The sequence below is a fragment of the Pseudoalteromonas arctica A 37-1-2 genome, from assembly GCF_000238395.3.
GTDB lineage: Bacteria > Pseudomonadota > Gammaproteobacteria > Enterobacterales > Alteromonadaceae > Pseudoalteromonas > Pseudoalteromonas arctica.
The window spans coordinates 1,445,970-1,471,011 of sequence record NZ_CP011025.1; the positions used below are offsets into that span (position 1 = coordinate 1,445,970).

A 25,042-nucleotide genomic window follows, 5' to 3' on the forward strand; every position below is an offset into this window, starting at 1 on the left:
CATAATTACCGCAGTTGTAAAGAATTGGAGCACGTATTTTATGTCTGAGCAGACACAAAACCCTGAGCAAGAAGTAGAATTAAACGAAGAAATTTCTAAAATGCAGGCTGATGTAGAAGCAGCAGTAGAAGCCGCTGATCAGCATGCAGAACAAGAACAAAGCCCTGAAGCAGAAATTGCGATGTTATATGCAGAGCTTGAAGCTGCAAAGCAAACAATTGCTGATCAAAAAGACGGTGTTGTTCGTGCCGCAGCAGATGTAGATAATATTCGTCGTCGTGCAGCACAAGATGTAGAAAAAGCGCATAAATTTGCACTAGAAAAATTTGCTAACGAATTACTACCTGTAATTGATAACCTTGAACGTGCTATTGAATTTTCTGATAAAGAAAATGAGACACTAAAGCCGTTGCTTGAAGGTATCGATATGACGGTTAAGAGCTTTAATGACGCTGTTTCTAAATTTGGTGTTGAAATTGTAAACCCACAAGGTGAGCAGTTTAATCCAGATTTTCATCAAGCAATGTCAATCCAACCAAGTAACGATGTAACACCTAATACAGTACTTGCTGTTATGCAAAAAGGTTACACATTGAATGGTCGTTTATTACGCCCTGCAATGGTTATGGTTTCTAAAGCTGCTGACGCTTAATTAATTTAAGGTTATTAGCTTTGATAAAAATGCCTCATATTGAGGCATTTTTTTTGTCTTTTTTATAGTGAATTAGCTGTACGAGCATAGTGAGTAATACAGCACTAAACATTAAACTTGAAAATGGCACTGCGCTTTTTGCGTGCATAATGGCGAGTAGCGGGCCAACTAATGCACCACTACCGAAACGAAGTGTGCCAATTACGGCCGTTGCTGTACCTGTGTTTCTTTCAAACTTCATCAATATTAGCGAATCAGCATTACTTGCAGTGACACCTAAACTCATCATTAATGGCGCAATAGCAGCCACAATATAATAAAGTGATAAGTGCAATAAGCTAAATGTTAACAGCGCAAGCCCCGATACAAACCCACATACAAGCCCAATATAGAGCATTTTTCGAGAGCCCAGCCTTGGTACAATTCGCGTATTTAAAAAGTTACCAAACATAAGCGCCATTACATTAAACGCAAATAACACACCAAATAACTGTTCTGACACTTCATATAAATCTAAATAAATAAATGGTACTGAGGTCAAAAAGCAAAAAAATCCAAAGGATACAAACATAGAACTGAGTATATCCGCACGTGCGTCTTTATTACTCAGTACTGTTTTATAGCTATCAAAAAATAGAGCGAGGCCTTTTTTCTCATTTTTATGAATAGGTATATCTATTAAATACACTTGTACAAACGCTAATATTAAAAAGCTATATCCAGCAAGAACCAAAAATATGGTTGACCAAACAGAAAATCCTAAAATAAACGAACCAACAGAGGGGGCTACTAACGGTGCTACCATCATGATCATCGACACATACGACATTCCCTTAGCTGTATTTTGCTGATAAATATGGCGAATAATACCCGGTACGACTACGGTTGCTGCCGCTCCGGTAAATGCTTGCACTGCTCTAAGAGTCCAAAACGCATGGATTTCGGTTGTAAATGCGAGTGCAAGTGAGCTTGCGCCAAATAGGGTTAAGCCAATACGTGCGAGCTTACGGCGGCCAATTTGATCGGCAATAGGGCCAAAAAATAACATCCCCAATGAATAACCCGCTAAGTAAATACTCAACGATATTTGTACATTTGGCATATTAGTTTGTAAATCGCTTGCAATTACCAGCATGGCGGGCAAATACATATCAATAGCCAAAGGAGTAATCGCCACGATACTGGCTAATAAAGGCAATAAAATACGGGTATTAAAAGACGAGGCTGAGGCGTCCATGTGTAAACTCAACAATCACTAAAAACAAGGGCTATAGTGTAACAGGGCATTGTATTTGGATAAACTTAGTTTGCCTGCTAAGTTTATCGTCTCATCGTATCTTTTTAATATAAAGGTATATAAAGCAAATATTTTAAATTGGTACTGTGTTTGCTATTCTACAAGTAATAAAAAATTCATTACTTAAGAGAATTATCATGAAAAAACTAGTACTTGCAGTATTAGCGACAGCCGTTTTAGTCGGTTGTAAAACGTCACCAACAGGACGCACTCAAATAGCGCTTTACTCAGATCAACAAATGAGTGAAATGGGCACTGCTAGTTTTGCAGATATGAAAAAAAGCCAACCAATTAATAAAGATGCAAAAACAAATGCATATGTAAACTGCATTGCTGAAAAAGTAGTGGCTGTATTACCAAAAGAATACGCGTCGCAAAATTGGGAAGTAGTTGTATTTGAAGATGAATCTGCTAATGCTTTTGCACTACCTGGTGGTTACATTGGGGTTCATACGGGCTTATTAAAAATAGCCACCAATCAAGACCAACTAGCAACAGTGCTAGGGCACGAAGTAGGGCACGTAATTGCTGAGCATTCTAATGAACGTGTTTCACAAAGCTCTATTTTAGATACCGGTATGCAACTTGGTAGTGCAGCACTTGAAATGGGTAACATTCAATACCGTAATGAAATTATGCAGGGTCTAGGCTTAGGCGCACAGTATGGTGTTGTTTTGCCATTTAGCCGTTCGCACGAGTCAGAAGCTGATGAAATTGGCTTGGATTTAATGGCTGAAGCAGGCTTTAATCCACAAGAATCAGTAACCCTTTGGCAAAATATGAGTGCAGCAGGTAGTGGTACAACACCTGAGTTTTTATCAACTCACCCAGCGCCAAGCAGTCGTATTAAAGACTTACAAGCACAAATGAGTAAAGCACTTAGTGAGCAAAGTACAGCTAAAGCACAGGGTAAAAACCCACAATGTAAGCTGTAATCTAGTTTAATTACTAAATAAAAACCCCTGTGAGTAATTACTTACAGGGGTTTTTGTATTCAGTACTCACCTTTATTTAGTTGTAAGCGCTTTTTGTAATACATTTTTAAAGCGTTCAAAATCTTCAATGTGCGGCAGGTGCCCTAAGTTATCTAGTTCGAATAATTGTGCGTCAGGAATAAGTGTTGCAGCGTGTTTGCCTAATTTATCGTATCGACCAAGCTCGTAATCAACATCATCTTTTTTCCAGTTACGGCCTGGACCGGTTCTATCGCGTGTACCAATAATTAATTTAACTGGCACAGTTAAATCTTTAAATTCGGTTATTACAGGTTGAGTGAAAATCATATCGTATGTTTTTGCATTCACCCATGCCATTTGTTCTTTATCTGGGCCTTGTATTTGCCCTGTTATAAAGTCAGTTAAAGCTGAATATGTTGTATTCCACTTACCATCGTAGTAATTTTTTTGCTGATAACGTTTAACGCCTTCCGGTGTTTTTGAAAGCTCGTTTTTATAGAAAAAATTAGTATCTTTGTAATCAACATACTGCAAGTAGTTTTCAAGCCCAATAGGGTTTAATAAAATTAGCTTTTTAGTGGCGTTTGGGTACATTAATGCAAAACGACTCGCTAGCATCCCACCCATAGAGTGCCCAAGTACAATCGACTCTTTAATATTAAGTGAATCTATTAACGCGTGAGTATGATGAGCAAGCGTCGCAAACGAATACTGGTAATCCGTTGGTTTAGATGACTTGCCAAAACCAATTTGATCAGGGATTAATACCCCATAACCTAAAGATTGCAGATACTGAGCGGTTGTAGTCCAGTAGTCAGCATTAAAATTTTTGCCATGCATAAGTGTAACTGTAGGCATACCGGCTTTAGTAGGCTTTAAGTAAATATAAGCCATTTTTAATGATTGTTTTTGCGACTCAAGTGCAAAGTAATTCACCTTAAAATCGTATTCGTAATTGCTTAATAGTGCATCATAAGAAAGGGCGGATGTATCTTGAGAAGTGCCAGCTAAGGCATTGTTTGTTAGTACTAATAAAGTAGAGAAACAAATAACTTTAATCGACGACATTCAGTTACTCCTATTAAAGGCGAGCGCTTGGCTTAAAAAGAAGTACAACAATAACTAAGTATTTAAACCTGTTCAATTAAATGTTTTACGTGGACGAAAAAAAGCGAAGCTAAAATAGTGCTTCGCTTATTATTACTGAGTAAAGAGCTGATTGTTGAAGCTTAAAATGTCCACTCAATATGGATTTGTGGTACCGATTCAGTGACTTCAGTACCTAATTTGTTGTGCCAGTATTGTAATTCCATTCCCAGCAGTAGTGTGTTTTCTTTCATTTGAAGGGCGTGACCCATATCCCACACTAAAATAGGCTGTGCTAGTATCCAAGCTTGTACATCGTTACCAAATTCATCTTCACGCTCTGCGATGTATTCAGCGTGGCCTTTAAAGCTAAACTTTTGTGAGCCAATAGTGAAAGGATATTCAAAAGCTACATCAAGCATCCAACTATTAGTTTCAATAGGTGCGCCGCCTTTTGCTACACCTTCACTATCGTCAATGTAGGCTGTGAACAGCGTTTGAAAAAAGTTAAACCCAGGTACATCCCAGCTTAATTTAACACCTGGTAGATACTTCATTACTTTTGCATCACCAGCAACGTTAATACCGCCCGTTAGGCCAACATCTAATAATGCGCCAGAGCCAATTTGCTTACCAGTGATGGCAGATAAGCTAACCGTTGAGTACCACTCACCATAAAAATCAGCATCTTGGTAACCGTCATCTATATCGTCTTTACTGTAATCAATAAAAAAGAAATTATCGCCGTAGTCATAGCCCGATGCATGTTGAAGCGAGTAAACAGTGGTGTCTGACTCTTGCTTAGAAAATGGATTTTTTTGGCTGCCATTATTTATATGTACTGCTGTACTGCTCCAATTGGCAGCAAAAGCCGACGATGATAAAGCGAGAGAAGTAAGGGTAATAAAAGGGAGTAATTTTTTAAATTTCATAACTGTTTATAACTATAATTTTAGTGACACGCGGAAGCGGCAATTATAGCAGAAGAGATTGATTTGTTGATCGCTAATTTAACACATGTTGCAGCCTACTTAATAAGCTGCAACATGTAATGACTCAATTTATTACGCTTTATTACGACGTAAACAAATAATAGTAATCGCCGTAAATGCTAAAATAAAACAGTAATAAGAAGACGTTGATACTTCCCACGGGCTAATTTTAAACGTAGCGCCTAACAGTAGCGCTTGTGCGCCATAAGGAAGTGAGCCTTGCGTTACACAAGCAAATATATCAAGCAAACTTGCAGAGCGTTTACCGCTTATTTCACCATCATCTGCCAGCTTTTTAGCAATAGGGCCAGCAACAATAATTGATACGGTATTATTGGCAATACACATGTTGCTAGTCATAACTAATGCAGCAATACCTAATTGGTCAGCCACTTTACGGTGCCATTTTGCGATGATTTTAGTTATGGCTTGAATTTTTTGAGCAATGTAATCAAGGCCACCATTAATGCGAATAAATTCAGATAAGCCACCAATAAACATTGATAGTAAAAATATTTCCTGCATATCGGTAAAGCCCTTGTAAATATCTTTTACAAAGCTTGCGCCTTCATAACTTCCTGTAAAGCCCATTAATGCAGCAAAAATAATACCGCTAAATAACACGACAAATACGTTCAAGCCAGCAACTGCTAGCACTAAAATAAAGGCATAAGGAAGTACTAACCAAATATCGTAATCTTTGGTTTCAACTACTTGTGCTGCAGGTGTTAAATAAAACAACAAGCCAATAGTTAGTATTGCAGCAGGGACTGCAATTTTAAGATTCTCTTTAAACTTGTCTTTCATTTCACAGCCCTGCGTTCGCGTGGCTGCAATAGTGGTGTCGGAAATAATTGATAGGTTATCGCCAAACATAGCACCAGATACAATCGTACCTGCCATTAATGCTGGATCTATACCTGTTTTAATTGATACCGCATAAGCAATAGGCCCAATGGCACCGATTGTTCCCATAGACGTACCCATTGCTGTTGATACAACGGCTGCAATTAAAAATAAGCCAGGGAGCAATAACGAAGGTGGAATAAGAGATAAGCCTGCATTTACTACCGCATCTACACCACCGGTTGCACTGGCAACAGCAGAAAACGCACCCGCAAGTAAGTAGATTAAACACATGGTAATAATATTGTTGTGGCCGGCACCTTTAATAAAGGTCTCTACACATTCGTTTACTGTGCCTTTATTTAAAATAAACGCAAGCATAATGGCGGGTAATATAGCCACTGGAGCAGGAAGTTGATAAAAAGCGTAGTCAACCCCTTGCGATTGTAAATATAAACCTGAGCCTAAAAATAGTGCTACAAAGGTTAAAAGGGGTAGTAAAGAAAGTATTGCTTTGTTTTTGTTAAATGATGGCTGCATCATAATCCTCGAAACCAGTTAATTTACAACAGCCAAAAATTCCTCTTTTAGCTGAATTTAGCAAATCTACCTACTATGTTAATCATTAACAAAATTAGGAGAGTGCAGCGCCCGCAAGCCAAAGACCAAATCGACGCGAAAGAGAAGTTTAAATGTATAGATGGCTAAAGTAAACTGGTATTGTTATTATTATTAAATTAAAAGGTCACCTGACTATTGCATGACTTTTAGATAATATCTACAAAGTAACGCTATTTTCAGCGATTAATATTTGTCCAACTGCATAAAAATGCCCAAGCGCGTATTTGTAATGCACCGGATATATACTCAGATTAGTAAAAAATGGATCCAAATTTAAATTAGGTAAAAACAATGACTACAAATCGAATAGGCGTTTTTGGTGCTAATGGCAGAATGGGCTTAGCTCTATTAGAAGCCGCGACAATTAAAGAACAAACACAACTTACAGGTGCATACGTTCGTAGCAGTTCAGCGTTATTAGGTATTAATGTAAATCAAGTAAATAGCGCAGCCGATAATAGTGTTAGCTTTAGCGAAGAAACCACAATAGATAATGTAGATGTTTTAATCGACTTTACGCTTCCCGCTGGTATGAAAAACCATTTAAAAACCGCTGTAGCACAAAAAATTCCTATGGTTATTGGTACAACGGGCTTAACAAGCGACGATATGGCACTTTTACACGATGCCGCTAAGCATATTCCTATTGTATTTGCGCGAAACTACAGTGTAGGAGTCAATGTACTACTGAACCTTGTGCAAACCGCAGCGACCAAATTTGGTGACGATTTAGATATTGAAATATTTGAAGCGCATCATCGTCATAAAATCGATGCGCCATCGGGCACAGCATTAGCCATTGGCGAATCAATTGCACAGGCTAAAGGCTGGGACCACGACGAGGTTGCTGTATACGACCGCAGCCAAGTGGAGACAGCTAAATCGCAAAATGAAATTGGTTATTCGGTACTAAGAGGGGGCGATATAGTAGGTGAACACACCGCATACTTCGCTACAATGGGCGAAAGGCTCGAATTAACCCATAAAGCAAGTTCAAGAATGACATTCGCTCTAGGTGCTGTAAGGGCTGCAAGCTGGTTGAAAAACAAACCTGTAGGACTTTATGATATGCAAGATGTACTAGATCTGAAGTAGTTTAGTTACTTTTTTAACTGTTTGGGTCTAATTTTGCCTACAGTGACTTGTTTGTAACAATTTACTAAATAATATTAGACCTAAAAGCTAACTTAATGTAATATGCAGCCAATTTGCCAAAAATTACTAAATGCGTGTTTCCAATTATACCCAAGTGGCTAGTAAATCCGGGGTTTCAGTGGGAATAAAAATAGTTTTAGGCAAGAAAAAATGATTGAAGGTTGAATGCTTTACATCTGCATCATTTAAGACTGCGTAAAACAATTTAAGCTCACAGAAATCTGGTTTTGACGATCCCTCTGGGTATTGGCGGGGTGTTAAGCAATTGCTTACTCCCGTTTTTTACTGTTAGGAGGTTTAACTTGACTAAATCCGCTCTGTTAGTCCTAGAAGACGGCACAGTGTTTCGCGGTACTGCAATCGGCGCTGACGGCATGTCAGTCGGTGAAGTAGTATTCAATACGTCTATGACTGGTTATCAAGAAATTTTGACTGATCCATCATACGCGGAACAAATCGTAACTTTGACGTACCCACATATCGGTAATACGGGTACCAACAGCGAAGACGAAGAAGCGAATCAAATTTGGGCCAAAGGCCTAGTGATCCGTGATTTGCCACTGCTAGCGAGTAATTTCCGTAACGAGCAATCGTTAGATGATTACTTAAAAGAACGTAATATTTTAGGTATTGCGGACATCGACACCAGAAAGTTAACTCGAATTTTGCGTGATAAAGGCGCACAAAACGGGTGTATTATTGCTGGCGACGAGCTAGACGAAAATAAAGCGCTACAAGCCGCGCAAGCCTTCCCAGGTTTAAAAGGTATGGATTTAGCAAAAGTTGTCTCAACCAAGGAAAATTTTGAGTGGCGCGAATCAAGCTGGACATTAGGCGAAGGATTTAAAACTCTTGATGCTGCTGATGAAAAGTTTCATGTTGTTGCCTACGACTTCGGTGTAAAGCGTAATATTTTACGTATGCTTGTAGACCGTGGCTGTAAACTTACAGTAGTACCAGCGCAAACCTCTGCCGCTGACGTACTGGCTTTAAACCCTGATGGTATCTTCCTATCTAATGGCCCTGGCGATCCTGAGCCATGTACTTACGCTATTGATGCAATTAAAACCTTTTTAGAAACCGACACACCAATTTTTGGTATCTGTTTAGGTCATCAGTTATTAGCCCTTGCCTCAGGTGCTAAAACAGAAAAAATGAAATTTGGCCACCACGGCGCTAACCACCCAGTTAAAGACCTAGACCGCGATGTAGTTATGATCACAGCTCAAAACCATGGTTTTGCAGCTCAAGAGTCAAGCCTGCCAAGTACGCTTCGTGCCACGCACAAATCGTTATTTGACGGAACGCTTCAAGGTATTCATCGTACAGATAAACCTGCGTTTAGCTTCCAGGGTCACCCTGAAGCAAGCCCTGGTCCGCACGATGCAGCCCCATTATTTGACCACTTCATCGATTTGATGCAAGCGCGTAAACACTAATTTAACTGGAGTAATAATGCCAAAACGTACCGACATAAAAAGCATTCTTATCTTAGGCGCAGGCCCAATTGTAATTGGTCAAGCTTGTGAATTTGACTACTCTGGTGCTCAAGCGTGTAAAGCACTTAGAGAAGAAGGCTACAGAGTTATATTAGTTAACTCAAACCCTGCAACTATCATGACCGACCCTGATATGGCTGATGCAACATACATCGAACCAATTCACTGGGAAGTGGTAGAAAAAATTATTGAAAAAGAAAAGCCAGATGCAGTACTGCCTACAATGGGTGGTCAAACGGCATTAAACTGTGCGCTTGAACTAGACAAGCACGGTGTATTGGCTAAACATGGTGTTGAACTAATTGGTGCAACGGCTGATGCAATCGACAAAGCAGAAAACCGTGAACGCTTTGACGTAGCAATGAAAAATATTGGTCTTGAATGTCCTCGTGCTGAGATTGCTCACTCTATGGATGAAGCCAAAGACATCATAACGCGCATTGGTTTACCATGTATTATCAGGCCTTCTTTTACTATGGGCGGCACCGGCGGCGGTGTGGCGTATAATTTAGAAGAGTTTGAAGAAATTTGTGAACGTGGCTTAGATTTATCGCCAACGAACGAATTACTAATTGATGAATCACTGATTGGTTGGAAAGAGTACGAAACAGAAGTTGTACGTGATAAAAACGACAACTGTATTATTGTTTGTACCATTGAAAACTTTGACCCTATGGGTGTTCACACTGGCGATTCAATCACCGTTGCACCAGCGCAAACGCTAACCGACAAAGAATACCAAATTATGCGTAACGCCTCTATGGCAGTATTACGTGAAATTGGTGTAGAAACTGGCGGTTCTAACGTGCAGTTTGGTATTAATCCTGAAGATGGCCGTATGGTTATCATTGAGATGAACCCACGTGTATCACGTTCATCTGCATTAGCATCAAAAGCAACGGGTTTCCCAATTGCTAAAATTGCAGCAAAACTAGCAGTAGGTTATACGCTTGACGAGCTTCAAAACGACATTACTGGTGGCAAAACTCCCGCGTCTTTTGAGCCTTCAATCGATTACGTTGTTACAAAAATTCCTCGCTTTAACTTTGAAAAATTTGCCGGTGCAAACGACCGTTTAACTACGCAAATGAAATCAGTTGGCGAAGTAATGGCAATTGGTCGTAACCAACAAGAGTCGTTGCAAAAAGCATTACGTGGTCTTGAAGTGGGTGCAACGGGATTTAACCCGATAGTTGCGCTTGATGATCCTAAAGCAAAAGAAAAAATCATTCGTGAACTACGCGAGCCAGGTGCTGAGCGTATTTGGTACATTGCCGATGCAATGCGCCATGGCATGAGTGTTGATGATGTTTACGAACTGACTAAAGTTAACCGCTGGTTCTTAGTACAAATAGAAGACATTTTAAAAGACGAAGCAAAAATAGCGAAAGTAGGCATGGCGGGTTTAAATGCTGACTTCCTACGTAAACTTAAACGTAAAGGCTTTGCAGATCCGCGTATAGCAGAAATTGCAGGTGTATCTGAAGCTGAAATTCGTAAAAAACGTCATTTATTAAACATCGTGCCAGTATACAAACGTGTTGATACGTGTGCAGCAGAATTTAGCTCAGACACTGCTTACATGTACTCAACTTACGATGAAGAGTGTGAAGCTAACCCAACCGATCGTGATAAAATCATGGTTATTGGTGGTGGTCCAAACCGTATCGGTCAAGGTATTGAGTTTGATTACTGTTGTGTACATGCCTCGCTTGCGCTTCGCGAAGACGGTTACGAAACTATTATGGTTAACTGTAACCCTGAAACGGTATCTACCGATTACGATACATCTGACAGGTTATACTTTGAACCAATTACGCTTGAAGACGTACTCGAAATCGTACGTGTTGAAAAGCCAAAAGGCGTTATCGTGCAGTACGGTGGTCAAACACCACTTAAGCTAGCGCGTGAGCTTGAAGCCAATGGCGTACCAGTGATTGGTACTTCACCTGATGCGATTGACCGTGCAGAAGACCGCGAACGCTTCCAACAACTTGTTGAGCGTTTAAACTTACTTCAGCCAGAAAATGCAACAGTAACTTCAACCGAAGAAGCCTTACTTAAGTCAGTTGAAATTGGCTTCCCGTTAGTAGTACGCCCGTCGTATGTACTAGGCGGTCGTGCGATGGAAATTGTATACGACGAAGATGATTTACGTCGCTACATGACCGAAGCTGTACAAGCATCAAACGAAGCACCTGTATTACTGGACCGTTTCTTAGATAACGCGATTGAAGTTGACGTTGACGCAATTTGTGACGGCGAGCAAGTAATTATCGGCGGTATTATGGAGCACATTGAGCAAGCGGGTGTTCACTCGGGTGACTCAGCCTGTTCATTACCAGCACATTCTTTATCACAAGAAGTGCAAGACGTAATGCGCAAGCAAGTAACCGACATGGCGCTTGAACTTGGTGTTGTTGGCTTGATGAATACACAGTTTGCAGTAAAAGAAGACAAAGTGTACTTAATCGAAGTTAACCCACGCGCTGCACGTACTGTACCGTTTGTATCTAAAGCAACCGGTGTGGCGCTTGCAAAAGTAGCTGCACGTTGTATGGCTGGTCAGTCTTTAGCAAGCCAAGGTATTACTAAAGAAGTGATCCCTCCTTACTACAGCGTTAAAGAAGTTGTTTTACCATTTGCTAAGTTTCAGGGTGTGGATCCAATCCGTGGTCCTGAGATGCGTTCAACAGGTGAAGTGATGGGTGTTGGTGATACTTTCGCCGAAGCATTCGCAAAAGCACAATTAGGTGCAAGCAACACTTTACCACGCGGTGGTCGCGCGCTATTATCTGTTCGTAATAGCGATAAGCCACGTATTGTTGAATTAGCCAAAATCATGACCGACTTAGGTTTTGAACTTGACGCAACTGGTGGCACGGCACAAGCTCTTGAAGAAGCTGGCATTGAAGTACGACGTGTAAACAAAGTATATGAAGGCCGCCCGCATATTCTTGATTATATCAAGAATAAAGAGTACAGCTATATCGTTAATACCACCGAAGGTCGCCAAGCGATCGAAGATTCGAAGGTGTTACGTCGTGGTGCATTGCAAAATAAAACCAACTATACGACAACCTTGAACGCGGCATTCGCTAACTGTACTGCTAATAAAGCAGATGACCGCAGCAAAGTGACGTCAGTTCAAGAGCTACATCTGCGATTGAACTAAGGAAATGTGCCAAGGCCAACTAGGGCCTTGGTGTTAAGTGAGAAAAGTATGCAATCAATTCCGATGACAGTTCGTGGCGCAGATTTACTGCGTAAAGAGCTTAACGAATTAAAAACAGTTACCCGTCCTAAAATCGTAAGTGATATTGCGGTTGCACGTGAACATGGTGACTTAAAAGAAAACGCTGAATACCACGCTGCGCGTGAGCAACAGGGTTTTTGTGAAGGGCGTATTCAAGAAATTGAAGCTAAACTTTCAAATGTTCAAATTATCGACGTAACTAAAATGCCAAATACCGGTAGAGTTATTTTTGGCACTACGGTAACTATTGTAAATATAGAAACCGATGCTGAAGTAAAATACCGTATTGTGGGCGATGACGAAGCAAATATTAAAAACAACTTAATATCTGTTAACTCACCGATTGCACGTGGCTTAATTGGTAAACAAATGGACGACGCAGTGTCTATTCAAACGCCAAAAGGTATTGTTGAGTTCGAAATCATTGAAGTTGAGTATCTTTAACGCATAACTCACTTTAACGTTTTTAAATAAAAACCGATGTAATTACATCGGTTTTTTTATGTCTGTAATTTAATCTTTAATGGTAGGCGCGTTTGTACAGTATTCATGTTCTATAAATATGGTCTATGTTGGTATAGTAGGTACTTATATCAATTTACTAAAAAAATGAGCATTTAGCGCATCAAATAACTCGCTGATTTAATGTAATTGGTATTAACGTATTCTCTAAAAAGGAAAATATATGCCTAATATACTTTACCCAGCGCCTTTAAAAGTAGGATCAAAAATAGCAATTTGTTCACTTTCATCAGGCCTTAAAGAAAAGTACCATGCACGGTTAGACATTGTTATTAATGGATTAAAACATCGAGGGTATGATGTTGTTGAAGGAGAGTTTTTACGTCAAAGCAAACCGCTTGGACAGCTTAACGCCAAAGCGCACGCTCAGCAGTTAATGGGTTTTTTATTAGATGATGAGATAGATGCAATTATGCCTCCATTTGGTGGCGAGCTTGCAATGGAAATACTGCCCCTACTTGATTTTAACGCAATTAAAGAAGCAAAGCCTAAATGGTTAGTTGGGTTCTCTGATGTAAGCACCATTGCATGCGCACTCACGGCAAAATGCCAATGGGCAACACTACACAGCGCTAATCTTATGCAGTTACATCCTGACGAAAAAAGTCCTTATTGCCTGCAAATATTTGAAACACTAAGTTATGAAGCAGGTAGCAAATTTGAGCAAGCACCGTCATCTCATTATCAAAAAAATAGACCTGATTACGTACAAAACCCAAATGCATTGTTTGAACACACAGAAGTTACTCAGTGGCAGTGTTTAAATTACTTTGATTCACGCACTATTGAAATGTCGGGTCGCTTATTTGGTGGCTGTTTAGATACAGTTGGCTTATTGCTCGACTCTCCATTTTTGGCTCTGCATGAATTTAAAAAACACAGTGCACCCGAAGGGCTTATTTTATACCTAGAAAACTCAGAGCTGACGCCAACAACCGTTGCACGGTTTTTACTTTCATTAAAATTAGCAGGTATATTTGACGATATAAACGGTATTATTATTGGTCGCAGCGTGATCACTCAAGGTCAAGATGCTTCTTTTGATTACCGTCACGCGCTTGATGTTGCACTAGGTGGGTGTTTATTTCCTGTGATTATTGATGCCGATATTGGTCATGCTCCACCTAACTTAAATTTTGTAAACGGCGCTACTTGTACAATCACCGCTGACATAAATGAAGGTAAAGTAGTCAAAGCCTCATTAAATACCGAGCTTTGTTAGAAGTTTATTCACTTACCTTTGATAAGTAATTAAGTTAAAGGGTATAATAAGCCCGCTTTTATAGCGCTTTAGTTATAAAAGTACATTCTCAGGGCGGGGCGAAATTCCCCACCGGCGGTATGTCTAATGTTATTTATAACTTAGACGAGCCCGCGAGCGCTTTATTTAACTTATTTTTTAACTAGGTTAAGTAAAGGTCAAGCAGATCTGGTGAGATGCCAGAGCCGACGGTTAAAGTCCGGATGAAAGAGAATATGGCTTATTATACTAATACCAATTTTATTAAAGACACGATCATTGTATCGCGTTAAGTGAGCTATTTTTTAGCGCTATAATAGGTTACTAATTTAATGCCGTTGGTATAACAGTGTGCGCTGCTTTTTGCTGCGTGCTTTTTGTTATTTTATTTAAGCTATTTTGGTAGTGATCGTTTTAAATTTAAAGCGATATATTACTGATCCTTTCACAGTCCTGAATCTATTATTTTTTATTTGGAATATAATGATGATTCAGTCTTTACTTACTCAATTCGGCGAAAGCCATATCCGCGTACAAAGCGCAATTGCTGCACTACAGCAAGGGCAAGGCGTACTTGTTGTTGATGACGAAAACCGTGAAAATGAAGGCGACTTTGTATTTTCAGCTGAGCATTTAACGACTTCTCAAATGGCCGAAATGATCCGCGAAGGCAGCGGTATTGTTTGCTTGTGTATGGGGGAGGAGCGCATTAAACAGCTCGACTTACCGCAAATGGTAACCCACAACACAAGTCAAAATAACACCGCTTATACAGTCACTATTGAAGCTAAGCATGGCGTTACAACAGGCGTGTCTGCTGCTGATAGAGTAACTACTATAAAAGCAGCGACAGACGATAACGCTAAGCCAAGTGATTTATCGCGCCCAGGGCATGTATTTGGTTTAAAAGCACAAACGGGTGGAGTATTAGTTCGTCGTGGTCATACCGAAGCATCCGTTGATTTAATGCAGCTTGCCGGCTTAAAACCATTTGGCGTAATTTGCGAACTAACAAATCCAGATGGTTCAATGGCGCGCTTACCTGAGGTGAGTGATTATGCTAATAAACATAATATGACTGTGGTTTCTATTGAGGATTTAGTGCAATACATTCAGGCTGCGCAGCTTCAAGTAAGTTAAACTGCTTTAAAGCAAAAAACCACTTATTTAAATAAGTGGTTTTTTAATATTGTTATCATTTAAGTTTATAACGTATTACTTATAAAACCTGAATAACTTGCTCTTTTGCCAAGCGAGATTTAGGTAATTTAGCATTATAGTCTTCTGCGCTATCGTGATAGCCAAGTACTAATGCTACGTCGCATACGTAACCATCGAGTTCTTTTTCAAAAACTTCGCCAATCAGCTCGGCATCTACGCCTTCCATTGGAGTAGAGTCAACACCTAAGCGTGCAGCTGCATGCATAGTGTTACCCAGTGCAATATAAGTTTGTGCTTTAGTCCACTCTTCATTATTGCCTTGCTCATCAGTATTCATATCAACAAACGCGTAAGCACCAAAAGCTTGTTCGCGATTTTCTGCTTTAGTACGACCATTTTTAATATCTGCATCAATTACTTGTGCGTAATCATCGCGGGTATATTTAGGGTTGTGAGCAAATAATATTATATGCGAAGCTGTTTTAATGTGTGGCTGGTTAAACGCAAATTTATTAGCAAATGTACTATGCATACGCTCTTTAGCCTCATCTGATTCAATTACGATGAATTTCCAAGGCTGCGAGTTAATAGATGAAGGAGACAGGCGCATAGCTTCGTAAATAACGGCTAAATCGTCTTGAGATACACGTTTCGTTGCATCATAACGTTTTGCTGTGTAGCGCTTTTCTAAGTCATTAATAATAGGGTGAGTCATTAGTTTTTCCATTGAGTAGGTGTTTTACCAGTATTTACTATGTTGAGTCAGTTTTAGTAAAAACAAACCCTTTTAAAAATTTATTACAAAAATAATATCGTGCTTTTAAATCACTCTACTTACTTAATACAATCGATATATCTACGTAACGTAAGGCTTATCAATATAGCTATGTGCGGATAGTAGAGGATTATTACAATATGATAAACAGGTATATGGTTGAATCATTATCAAATATTATTAGGCAATAGTTTCTTTAATAAATATAAATACAGCAAAAGCCACCCCAAAATATTGGCTGGAGACGCCAATTGCATTGGCGCCTTTAATCAATTCAGGTATAAATAAGGCGTGTAATATTTATAGAATTAAAAACCTTCCAACACTATTTTGCCAATAGAGCGACCTTCTTCAAGTTCTGTGTGTGCAATACGCAGGTTAGCCGCATTTATAGTGCCTAAGTTTTTACCAATCGTGGTTTGAATGTAGCCTTGGTCAATCAAATCGGCAACATGATTTAATAACTTACTTTGCTCAATTAAATCTTTGGCATTAAACATTGAGCGGGCAAACATAAATTCCCAATGTAGAGATAAGCTCTTCATTTTTAATTTGCTTACATCTAATGACTCAGGATCGTCAATCATTGCAATTTTACCAAATGGTGCAAGTACCTCTGTATACGCTTCAAAGTAAGTATCAGTACTATGCAGGCTTGCCACATGTGTTACCGAGCCAATGTTTAATGCGTCAATTTGAGCAGGTAATGGTTTTGTATGGTCAATGACATAATCTGCGCCTAGTTTTTTAACCCATGCTTGCGAGCTTTCACGCGATGCCGTGGCAATCACCGTTGCGCCAGTAATCGCTTTAGCAAGCTGAATAAAAATAGAGCCAACGCCGCCTGCGGCACCTGTTACTAAAATAACTTCGTCTGATTTTGTTTTTGCATCAGCTACTTGTTTTACAATGTTTAAATGCTCAAATAATAATTCGTACGCTGTTATTGCAGTAAGTGGTAATGCAGCAGCTTCAGCATCGTTTAAGCTCTGCGGTTTAAACCCTACAATGCGCTCATCCACTAATTGAAATTCTGCATTACTACCTGGGCGAGTAATATCACCTGCGTAATAAACCGCATCACCTGGTTTAAAGCCTGTAACAGCTTCACCTGTTGCAACCACTTCGCCAACTGCATCCCAACCAATTACTTTTACTTCACCGTTTGTTGGTGGCATATATAGGCGCACTTTATAATCGGCAGGGTTAACAGCAATAGCCTTAACTTTTATAAGTAAATCGCGACCTGTTGCAATTGGCTGTGGTAGCTCAACATCAATTAGCGACTCAGGGTTTGAAACAGGAAGTGATTGTGTATAACCAATGGCTTTCATAATAAATGTCCTAATTTGTTTACGTATAAGATGCAAGCCATGCTTTGGCTAGCTGATGGATATATAGTAGACCTTGCTTTAATGTAAATAAACCGCATAATCGTTGAATCATTATCAAATATAAATAGATAATATGAACATAGAAGATTTAAAACTTATTTTAAAAGTAGCTGAGTTTAGAAGTATTACGCTCGCAGCTGCTAAGTTAGATATGCGTACAGCCACAGCAAGCGCCGCTATTAAACGCGTGGAGTCAGCGCTAGGTAGCGAGCTTTTTGTTCGTACAACACGTCATTTGAGGTTGTCGGCTGCTGGGGAGCGCTACATACCACAATGTGAACAGGCTCTAGCAGTGCTTGAACTCGCAAAGCAAAATCTAAAAGGCGAACACGGCGAGGTAGAAGGAAGGCTGCGTGTTGCACTTTCATCTGATTTAGGACGTAACTTGGTGATCCCATGGATTGATGAACTCATGGACACTTATCCAAAGCTAAGTTTAAGAACCCATATAAGTGATAGCAATATCGACTTTTACCGTGACTCAGTTGATATAGCACTTCGTTATGGCTCGCCTAGTGATGCAAGTGTTTATGGTTTTAAAATTTGTAATGTACCGCGCTTGTTGTGTGCTAGCGAAGAATACCTGCTACAAAATGGAAGCCCTGTGCATCCCGATGATTTAGCGTCGCATCAAGGTTTGTTTTATCAGTTGCAGGATATTATAAATAATACGTGGGAATTTAGTGATGGTGAGTCAAAATATAAAGTTAAAATGGATGGCAGGCGCGCCTCAAACGATGGCGATTTAGTCAGGCGCTGGTGCGTTGCGGGTAAGGGCTTAGCTGTAAAGTCGGCTCTTGATATGGCCGACGATTTACTCAATGACAGAGTGGTTACTGTAATGCCAAATTATCAACATGTTAATGGTGAACTTTGGCTTATTTGCCCAAGTAGGCAGTCAATAACCCCAGCGGTGCGTTTACTACGTGATGCATGCAGAGCAAAATCCCAAGCTATTTTGCAGCAGTTGGTAAATAAAGGAATTATTGATAAAAGCGTATTAAAGGATTAATACGCAATCAGATCAACTTAGCTTATTATTAAAAAACTCAACGGTACGTTGCCATGCAAGCTCGGCATTGTCTTTATCATAACGACCTGTAGAGTCGTTATGAAATCCATGATTTGCCCCTTTATACATATGCATAGTGTATTCAACATTATTGGCTTTTAAGTCTTGTTCGTACTGTGGCCACGACGCGTTTACACGTTTATCTAGCTCGCCCAATTGAATCATTAATGGTGCTTTAATATTTTTACGTAAACTTTCGCTGGCTGGAGTACCGTAAAAAGGCACTCCGGCGCTGATTAAATTGCTATCTACTGCCGCTAAATAATTAACAATGTAGCCGCCAAAACAAAAACCAACAGCGCCTAATTTACCGTTACTGTTAGCATGCGATTTTAAAAAGTGCGCTGCGGCAACAAAATCGTTTTGAATTTTAGCGCGATCCATGGTTTTTTGCATAGCGCGCCCTTCATCATCGTTACCAGGGTAGCCACCCAGTGGAAAGAGCGCGTCGGGTGCAAACGCAATAAAGCCTACCTTCGCTAAGCGTCTTGCTACATCCTTTACGTATGGGTTTAATCCACGGTTTTCGTGTACCACAAGTACAACAGGGAGCTTACCTTCTATGTTTTTAGGGGTTGCTAAGTAACCTTTGCCTTTACCGTGCCCGTCTGGCGAATCGAATTCTTCGTATGTTGCTTTAATATCATCGTCATTAAACGACACTTGTTCAGCAAGTGCATAGTTAGGTAATAATGCTGATGTAAGTACAGCCATCGAAAAGCCAAGAGCAGCAAGGCCACCGAGTTTTTTCATAAAAGTACGTCGGTCCATTAAACCGTGGGCGTATTCGTCATACCAATCAAAGGCTTCTTGAGGAATGTGATCAGAGGGAGATGTATTCATGGCTGTTCCTTAACTTCATTATGTCTATTTATTATTTAAATACCATAACGTATTAGGGATAAAAAACGAGCAATATTTCTATCAATTATTAGGACTGTTAATTAATCCTGCGTGTTAAAAAATAAGTAATAGAAGTAATGTTAGCAAATAGGTGAATATCATTTTTAAGCTAAAAATAAAAAGCTCGGCATAATATGCCGAGCTTTTTTGGTTGGGATGTTACTTAATTTAGCTGTGAGTAGGCGCTGGTTGAGCATCTACTAGTGGTGGCTTGCCACGCATTTTACGTACTAATCGTTTAGCATCTTCTAGTGCAACGTACTGGCACGGTATAAGTATCAGTGTAATTACTGTGGCAAATAACACACCAAAAGCAAGTGATACAGCCATCGGGATAACAATTTTAGCTTGTAAACTCGTTTCAAAAATAATTGGCATTACACCAATAAAGGTAGTGATTGAGGTGAGTAATATTGCTCTAAAGCGACGAGCACCGGCTTGCATTACAGCATCCTTAATTGCAACACCTTCAGCACGGGCTTTGTTTACAAAATCAACCATAACGAGGGAATCATTTACGACCACACCCGCTACAGCAATTATGCCAAACATCGATAAGCTACTCATGGTCATACCTAAAATCATATGCCCAAACATGGCGCCCACTACACCAAACGGAATAACCGACATTATAATAAGTGGCTGCGAGTAAGAGCGAAGCGGAATGGCTAATAAGGCAAATATGATCATCATTGATATACCAAAATCACGAAGCTGCTCTGAAGCGCTATCCATTTCTTCTTGAATGCGCCCAGCTACATCACTTGTAACACCAGGGTAGCTTTTAAGTAATGTTGGTAAGTATTCATCACGAATTTCTTCTGCAATCGCAAATGGTTCGGCTTGGTCGGTATTTACCGCAGCCCATACGTTTACAGTACGTTTAGAGTTTTCGCGGCGAATACGGTTTACACCGTCAACCAATTTAACTTCGGCTATTTCACTTAGCGGTACTTCAGCGCCAGTAGGTGTAATAATACGCACACTTGCTATGTCACTTATTGAGTTACGTTCGTCTTCTGGATAGCGGATCATGACTTTAATTTCTTCGCCTTCACGCAATATTCGCTGCGCTTCTAAGCCGTAGTAACTAAAGCTAACTTGCGATGCGACATCAGCAAGCGTTAAACCCATGCTGTAAGCGAGTGGTTTTAAATCAAGTTGCACTTCGTCGGTAGCGCTTTGCATTGAATCGTTTACGTCGCCAACGCCTTCCATTGTTTGTAATTTGGCTTTTAATTTACCAGCCACTTCTTTTAGCTCGTCAGCATTTTTGCCTTCAAGTTTAAAGCTAACGTCGCCATCATCTCGACCGCCATTCATTATACTGTCTTGAATGGTCATGGTTTTAATGCCTGGTAAAGCGGGCATTTGCTCACGCCATAATGCACTTAGGGCAAAGGTGTCGATAGGGCGTAAGTCAGGCTCTACCAAAATGGCCATAATATTTGCTTGCGTTCGTCCGCGCAGGCTTACCGATAAATCGCGGATCATCGGTTTACCGTATTGCTCTTGTAGTTGCTGATCGACCTTTAACAACACGCTTTCTATTTTACGTGCAGTTTCAAGCGTTGCTTGCTCAGATGAGGCAAGGTTCATTTCTATATCAATACGTGGAAAGTCGTGCGGTATTTTAGGGTTTGGTACAAACTTAACTAAACCACCTGCAAACATACCTGCGCTTACAATAAGCAAACACATAAAGCCAACAATTACTGTATAGCGATAGTGAATACAGCGGCTAACAAAAGGAAGGTAGTAGTTATTCACAAAGCCTTTTAAACCACTATCAATTACCATACGTAAGCGATGTAATAGGTTTTTAGGGTTTGGTTTACGCGGGTTCATTGCTGCAATGTGTGCAGGTAAAATAAGTTTTGATTCAATGAGTGAAAAAATCAAACATAAAATAATAACGCCACCAATGGCCTTAGAAAAAGCAGCACCAGGGCCGGTTGCGAGTGTTTGTGGTAAAAATGCCGCAATAGTTGTTAGTACACCAAAGGTTGCTGGCATCGCAACACGTTTTACGCCGCGTACTACGTTATCAAGTGTATGGCCGTATTTTTCTATTTCGGCACTGGCTGACTCGCCCACAACAATGGCGTCATCCACTACAATCCCGAGCACAAGTATAAAGGCAAAAAGAGAGGCTAGGTTAATTGTTACGTCTAAAAAGCCAATGGGCATAAACAAAAAGGCACCTAGAAAAGACACCGGTAAGCCCATCATTACCCAAAATGCCAAGCGTAACGGTAAAAATAGTGCCAGCACTATCATTACTAACAAGCCACCCCAAATCATGTTATCGACCATCATATCGAGTCGACCTTCAAGGTAGTAAGTTAAATCAACAATAGGAGATAGCTTAACGCCTGCAGGTAAAAGTGGCTCTTTAGCCGCCATGTAGCTTTTAAGAACTTTTGCTACATCGGTAATATCTTGATCTTTTGATGCGTTAACTTCAAACGAGAGTGAGTTTTTACCATTATATTTTGAATACTGTAGGCCTTCTTCAAAGCCGTCATTAATGGTTGCTACATCGCCTAAATAAATTTGTGCGCCATCAGCAAGGGTAATAAGGGGGAGTTTTTCAAACTCAAAGCCACGATAGGCTTGTTTTTCAACACGCATCGAAATATAACCGTTTTCAGAGCGTATTTGCCCCGCCGACATATTGGCCGAAAAGTTTTGTACAGCGCCTGCAATATCTCTAAATGTTAAGCCGTACTCGCGCAGTTTATCAGGGCTGACTTCTATACCAATTTCGTATTCTAAGCCGCCGTTAAAATTAACAAGATTCACGTGAGGCAGTGCTTGTAACTCGTCTTTTATATCGTTGCCAAGCTCTTTTAACTGGTAGTTACTCATGTCGCCATAAAGCGCGAGTATCATTACTTCTTGCTCAAACTTATCGCGGCGAACAACAGGGCGCTCCATTCCCGCAGGAAAGGTGTTTATTGAATCAACTTGTACTTTAATTTCATCAAGTACTTCTTGTGGATTGTATTGTTCTTCTATTTCAATCCACGCTTGTGAAAAACCACGGTTAGAGTAAGTAATTAGGCGTTTAATGCCTTCAATACCTTCGAGGTTTTCCTCAACTTTTATGGTTATTCCTTCTTCAACTTCTTGCGGGGCTGCACCTGGGTAAACCGCTTGTACGCTTATCCAGTTACTTTCAAACTGTGGGAACATTTGTTTGCGAATGGTCATCGCCATTAAAATACCGCCCACTAATATAAATATCATTAGTAGGTTGGCAGCAACGGGATTTCGGGCAAACCATGCTATTAACCCTGTTTCACGAGTGTTCATGATTATTCCTCTTTCAGCGCAAGTTGAGTTACATCAGTTTTATCAGGCGCAATATCTTCAATTTTTACTGCCATACCTTCAGTTGGGTATTCAAGCGCTGAGGTAACAATTTGCTCGCCATTGTTTAACCCTTGGCTGGCTATAATCATGCCGTTTTGTTCGCGTATAATATTGAGAGTTTTAAACGATAATGTTAAATCGTCATTTAAAATTACAATTTTATTATCTTTAACTAAATGATGCGCAACAATAATTGCGTTATCAAGCGGGCGACCTTCAATGGTAGCGTTAATGTATGAACCAAAACGAAGAGGGCGTGTTTTATCGCCATAAGGTGTTGCAAGTTGTGCAACCAAGTAGCTCATACGGCTTGTTTGATCAACCACACCTTCGGTGCGAATTACTTTGGCTTGCCACATTGTTTGCTTACCCGCGTATTCTGCGTTAAATGTAACATTTGAGCCTACGCCGCCATTTTTTAAATATTGTAGTTCTTGGTCGGCAACGGGTAAACGTACCTCTGCAACTGAGGTTGCACTCAATGCACCAAAACTATTACCTGGGTTTACTACTGAACCCAAGCTAATTGTGCGTTCATTAATAATGGCATCGTATGGGGCTTTAATATAAGTACGTTCAAGATTGCGGCTAGCACGTTTAACACTTGCTTGAGCAGAGCGGTAACGCGCTAGTTTTTCGGCCAGTTGTGGTTTACGTAAATAAAGTTCTGAGGCAATAGCTTCGCTTGAGTCCGATTTAATACGCTCCCATTCAGCTTTTGCTACATGTGCTTGTGCGCGTTCTATTTCAAGTGCTGAGCTTGCTTGTGCTAAACCTGCTTGCGCTTCAATAAAGTCTGCCTCGTAATCATTTGCATCAATTCGTGCTAAAATATCGCCTTGCTTTACAAACGCGCCTTCAACAAATTGATCTGATACCGAAATAACTTGCCCACTAACTTGTGCTATCAGCTCGGTACGGTCCTTTGGTTTAACAATGCCGTACGATTTAACATCGAGCGTTATAGAATCTAAAAGTATGCTTTGTGTTGCAACTAAAGGGCGTAAATCTTGCTCTGGCTTTTCTTCTGGTGGTTTTTTCATTGCCATAAAGGCGAAAGCTAAAGCAATACCGCCTGCTAAAACAGCAATTGGGAGTATTATTTGTTTTGTAGTAGCCACAAGGCATTCCTTCATAATTGGTGGTGACAGAGCAATAATACGCAATAAATTGTTTACAAGGCGTTTTAAGATGTAACAAAGCATTACATATGTACATTACAACTCAACATGCGGCTAATTACGTTCCTAAAAAGGAATTAAAGTAAGTGTGTTTTATTCAGAGGATATTATGAAAACCGAATCGATGAGTTGCAGGCTAGGCTGCGGCGCATGTTGTATTGCGCCAAGTATTAGTTCGCCTATTCCAGGTATGCCAAATGGTAAAAAGGCCGGAGAGCGCTGTATTCAGCTAGACGAACGTAATTTATGTAAGTTATTTGGTGATTCAAGCCGACCTAAAGTATGTAGTGATTTTAGCGCCACATTTGATGTGTGCGGGTCAACAAATGCACAGGCTTTAGCACTTATTACAGAGCTTGAAGAGCTAACTTAATCCTCGTTTTTAATACACATCTATTTACAATATATTATTAATAAAAATCTTCACAAGGTTATTAAAAGCAGTCATTAATTTATTTAATGGCGAAATATTAGACATATTTAACTTTGTTGCTAATATAGGAAATTGTAAGATACTTTTTATAAATCTCATTTATAGGTGATTTCGTTCAATCTTAATTTTTAAAAGGAAAGAAAAATGAAAAATTTACTTACAGCATTTACATTAGGTGTGACTTTATTAGGTTGTTCAAACTTACCCATTAAAACCGATATTAAAGAAGACCACTTTAGACTCGAAAACTTTAAAAGAGAGCAGGGAGTAGATCTAGAATATGTCCACTTGATGTGCTTTAACAAAAAACCTACACAATGGGCTGAACCAAAGCAGTATATCAGTGGTGAGCATGATTTATGGGTAAAGGCGAGTGTTTCAAACCCTGATGTTTTAAATAGTCAAAAAGAAGCTTTTGTTAATTTTAACGTTAATTTAGATTCTGATAAAAGCTACATGCTAAATAGAAAAAGGGAAGGGGATAAAATATCAATCTGGATACAAGAAGTTGAAACCGGTACGGTTGTTTCGCAGGTTCTTACAGATGAGCTTAGTCGCCCTTTACAAATTGATAATGAGCTAAGAAAAAGACAATGTCGTTCTGGTTCAATATAAGCTGAGTA

The 25,042-nt window shown here is 39.8% G+C and carries 20 protein-coding genes and 1 riboswitch; of the genes, 11 read left to right on the top strand and 9 right to left on the bottom strand.

Annotated features, from left to right (window positions below; genetic code table 11):
• The first annotated feature begins 40 nt into the window (after positions 1-40).
• Entirely contained in the window at positions 41-652 is a 612-nt protein-coding gene (gene grpE, locus PARC_RS06485; protein ID WP_007375833.1) for a nucleotide exchange factor GrpE, read from the top strand.
• A 34-nt stretch (positions 653-686) separates the two neighbouring features.
• Here grpE and PARC_RS06490 read toward each other — a convergent pair whose 3' ends face one another.
• Positions 687-1,889 carry a Bcr/CflA family efflux MFS transporter gene (locus PARC_RS06490; protein WP_010553412.1) on the bottom strand — a complete coding sequence of 401 codons (1,203 nt, stop codon included), beginning with the start codon at positions 1,887-1,889 and terminating at the stop codon, positions 687-689.
• A 197-nt stretch (positions 1,890-2,086) separates the two neighbouring features.
• Here PARC_RS06490 and PARC_RS06495 point away from each other — a divergent pair, with 197 nt between their 5' ends.
• Entirely contained in the window at positions 2,087-2,884 is a 798-nt protein-coding gene (locus tag PARC_RS06495) for a M48 family metallopeptidase (protein ID WP_010553413.1), read from the top strand.
• A gap of 72 nt (positions 2,885-2,956) precedes the next feature.
• Here the strand turns inward: PARC_RS06495 and PARC_RS06500 are convergent, their stop codons facing one another.
• The 3 genes from PARC_RS06500 to PARC_RS06510 all read right to left on the bottom strand — a co-directional run bounded on the left by PARC_RS06500 (position 2,957) and on the right by PARC_RS06510 (position 6,369).
• A complete protein-coding gene (locus tag PARC_RS06500) occupies positions 2,957-3,973 on the bottom strand; it encodes an alpha/beta fold hydrolase (RefSeq protein ID WP_010553414.1) in 1,017 nt (338 codons plus the stop codon).
• Between the two features lie 161 nt (positions 3,974-4,134).
• On the bottom strand, positions 4,135-4,923 hold the full coding sequence (locus PARC_RS06505; protein WP_010553415.1) for a hypothetical protein: 789 nt from the start codon (positions 4,921-4,923) through the stop codon (positions 4,135-4,137).
• Between the two features lie 132 nt (positions 4,924-5,055).
• On the bottom strand, positions 5,056-6,369 hold the full coding sequence (locus tag PARC_RS06510) for a Na+/H+ antiporter NhaC family protein (RefSeq protein WP_010553416.1): 1,314 nt from the start codon (positions 6,367-6,369) through the stop codon (positions 5,056-5,058).
• 372 nt (positions 6,370-6,741) lie between these two features.
• Here PARC_RS06510 and dapB point away from each other — a divergent pair, with 372 nt between their 5' ends.
• The 6 genes from dapB (at position 6,742) to ribB (ending at position 15,262) form a co-directional block, all read left to right on the top strand.
• A complete protein-coding gene (gene dapB / locus PARC_RS06515) occupies positions 6,742-7,545 on the top strand; it encodes a 4-hydroxy-tetrahydrodipicolinate reductase (RefSeq protein ID WP_010553417.1) in 804 nt (267 codons plus the stop codon).
• Between the two features lie 362 nt (positions 7,546-7,907).
• Positions 7,908-9,044, top strand: coding sequence for a glutamine-hydrolyzing carbamoyl-phosphate synthase small subunit (gene carA / locus PARC_RS06520; RefSeq protein ID WP_007375827.1), 1,137 nt, complete (start codon positions 7,908-7,910; stop codon positions 9,042-9,044).
• A 16-nt stretch (positions 9,045-9,060) separates the two neighbouring features.
• Positions 9,061-12,279: a carbamoyl-phosphate synthase large subunit gene (carB, locus tag PARC_RS06525; protein WP_010553418.1), complete on the top strand. Its 3,219-nt coding sequence runs from the start codon at positions 9,061-9,063 to the stop codon at positions 12,277-12,279.
• 48 nt (positions 12,280-12,327) lie between these two features.
• Positions 12,328-12,804, top strand: coding sequence for a transcription elongation factor GreA (gene greA / locus PARC_RS06530; RefSeq protein ID WP_010553419.1), 477 nt, complete (start codon positions 12,328-12,330; stop codon positions 12,802-12,804).
• Between the two features lie 241 nt (positions 12,805-13,045).
• On the top strand, positions 13,046-14,104 hold the full coding sequence (locus PARC_RS06535; protein WP_010553420.1) for a S66 family peptidase: 1,059 nt from the start codon (positions 13,046-13,048) through the stop codon (positions 14,102-14,104).
• An 80-nt stretch (positions 14,105-14,184) separates the two neighbouring features.
• A riboswitch (FMN riboswitch) is annotated at positions 14,185-14,362 on the top strand.
• Positions 14,363-14,608: 246 nt separating this feature from the next.
• On the top strand, positions 14,609-15,262 hold the full coding sequence (ribB, locus tag PARC_RS06540) for a 3,4-dihydroxy-2-butanone-4-phosphate synthase (RefSeq protein ID WP_010553421.1): 654 nt from the start codon (positions 14,609-14,611) through the stop codon (positions 15,260-15,262).
• Positions 15,263-15,341: 79 nt separating this feature from the next.
• Here the strand turns inward: ribB and PARC_RS06545 are convergent, their stop codons facing one another.
• Together PARC_RS06545 and PARC_RS06550 are read right to left on the bottom strand one after the other, a co-directional pair.
• A complete protein-coding gene (locus PARC_RS06545; protein ID WP_010553422.1) occupies positions 15,342-15,998 on the bottom strand; it encodes a nitroreductase family protein in 657 nt (218 codons plus the stop codon).
• Between the two features lie 368 nt (positions 15,999-16,366).
• The gene (locus PARC_RS06550; RefSeq protein ID WP_010553423.1) at positions 16,367-17,392 is read right to left on the bottom strand and encodes a zinc-binding alcohol dehydrogenase family protein; all 1,026 of its coding nucleotides are present in this window, start codon (positions 17,390-17,392) and stop codon (positions 16,367-16,369) included.
• Between the two features lie 133 nt (positions 17,393-17,525).
• Between PARC_RS06550 and PARC_RS06555 the strand changes: the two genes are divergently transcribed.
• The gene (locus PARC_RS06555) at positions 17,526-18,464 is read left to right on the top strand and encodes a LysR family transcriptional regulator (protein WP_010553424.1); all 939 of its coding nucleotides are present in this window, start codon (positions 17,526-17,528) and stop codon (positions 18,462-18,464) included.
• 12 nt (positions 18,465-18,476) lie between these two features.
• Here PARC_RS06555 and PARC_RS06560 read toward each other — a convergent pair whose 3' ends face one another.
• The 3 genes from PARC_RS06560 to PARC_RS06570 form a co-directional block, all read right to left on the bottom strand.
• Positions 18,477-19,367 carry a dienelactone hydrolase family protein gene (locus PARC_RS06560; RefSeq protein ID WP_010553425.1) on the bottom strand — a complete coding sequence of 297 codons (891 nt, stop codon included), beginning with the start codon at positions 19,365-19,367 and terminating at the stop codon, positions 18,477-18,479.
• 228 nt (positions 19,368-19,595) lie between these two features.
• On the bottom strand, positions 19,596-22,745 hold the full coding sequence (locus PARC_RS06565; RefSeq protein WP_010553426.1) for an efflux RND transporter permease subunit: 3,150 nt from the start codon (positions 22,743-22,745) through the stop codon (positions 19,596-19,598).
• Positions 22,746-22,747: 2 nt separating this feature from the next.
• Positions 22,748-23,926 (bottom strand): efflux RND transporter periplasmic adaptor subunit, encoded by a 1,179-nt coding sequence (locus PARC_RS06570; RefSeq protein ID WP_010553427.1) that lies wholly within the window; start codon positions 23,924-23,926, stop codon positions 22,748-22,750.
• A gap of 169 nt (positions 23,927-24,095) precedes the next feature.
• Between PARC_RS06570 and PARC_RS06575 the strand changes: the two genes are divergently transcribed.
• Both PARC_RS06575 and PARC_RS06580 read left to right on the top strand, forming a co-directional pair.
• Positions 24,096-24,359, top strand: coding sequence for a YkgJ family cysteine cluster protein (locus PARC_RS06575; RefSeq protein ID WP_024612699.1), 264 nt, complete (start codon positions 24,096-24,098; stop codon positions 24,357-24,359).
• A gap of 204 nt (positions 24,360-24,563) precedes the next feature.
• The gene (locus PARC_RS06580) at positions 24,564-25,034 is read left to right on the top strand and encodes a hypothetical protein (protein ID WP_007581896.1); all 471 of its coding nucleotides are present in this window, start codon (positions 24,564-24,566) and stop codon (positions 25,032-25,034) included.
• Positions 25,035-25,042 lie beyond the last annotated feature (8 nt).

Bases quoted from the DNA above. Each gene is read 5' to 3' on its own strand.
- PARC_RS06580 (WP_007581896.1), top strand. From the start codon at position 24,564: ATGAAAAATTTACTTACAGCATTTACATTAGGTGTGACTTTATTAGGT.
- grpE (WP_007375833.1), top strand. From the start codon at position 41: ATGTCTGAGCAGACACAAAACCCTGAGCAAGAAGTAGAATTAAACGAA.
- PARC_RS06490 (WP_010553412.1), bottom strand. From the start codon at position 1,889: ATGGACGCCTCAGCCTCGTCTTTTAATACCCGTATTTTATTGCCTTTA.
- dapB (WP_010553417.1), top strand. From the start codon at position 6,742: ATGACTACAAATCGAATAGGCGTTTTTGGTGCTAATGGCAGAATGGGC.
- carB (WP_010553418.1), top strand. From the start codon at position 9,061: ATGCCAAAACGTACCGACATAAAAAGCATTCTTATCTTAGGCGCAGGC.
- greA (WP_010553419.1), top strand. From the start codon at position 12,328: ATGCAATCAATTCCGATGACAGTTCGTGGCGCAGATTTACTGCGTAAA.
- PARC_RS06545 (WP_010553422.1), bottom strand. From the start codon at position 15,998: ATGACTCACCCTATTATTAATGACTTAGAAAAGCGCTACACAGCAAAA.
- PARC_RS06535 (WP_010553420.1), top strand. From the start codon at position 13,046: ATGCCTAATATACTTTACCCAGCGCCTTTAAAAGTAGGATCAAAAATA.
- PARC_RS06565 (WP_010553426.1), bottom strand. From the start codon at position 22,745: ATGAACACTCGTGAAACAGGGTTAATAGCATGGTTTGCCCGAAATCCC.
- PARC_RS06495 (WP_010553413.1), top strand. From the start codon at position 2,087: ATGAAAAAACTAGTACTTGCAGTATTAGCGACAGCCGTTTTAGTCGGT.
- PARC_RS06575 (WP_024612699.1), top strand. From the start codon at position 24,096: ATGAAAACCGAATCGATGAGTTGCAGGCTAGGCTGCGGCGCATGTTGT.
- PARC_RS06555 (WP_010553424.1), top strand. From the start codon at position 17,526: ATGAACATAGAAGATTTAAAACTTATTTTAAAAGTAGCTGAGTTTAGA.
- PARC_RS06500 (WP_010553414.1), bottom strand. From the start codon at position 3,973: ATGTCGTCGATTAAAGTTATTTGTTTCTCTACTTTATTAGTACTAACA.
- PARC_RS06560 (WP_010553425.1), bottom strand. From the start codon at position 19,367: ATGAATACATCTCCCTCTGATCACATTCCTCAAGAAGCCTTTGATTGG.
- PARC_RS06505 (WP_010553415.1), bottom strand. From the start codon at position 4,923: ATGAAATTTAAAAAATTACTCCCTTTTATTACCCTTACTTCTCTCGCT.
- ribB (WP_010553421.1), top strand. From the start codon at position 14,609: ATGATTCAGTCTTTACTTACTCAATTCGGCGAAAGCCATATCCGCGTA.
- PARC_RS06510 (WP_010553416.1), bottom strand. From the start codon at position 6,369: ATGCAGCCATCATTTAACAAAAACAAAGCAATACTTTCTTTACTACCC.
- PARC_RS06550 (WP_010553423.1), bottom strand. From the start codon at position 17,392: ATGAAAGCCATTGGTTATACACAATCACTTCCTGTTTCAAACCCTGAG.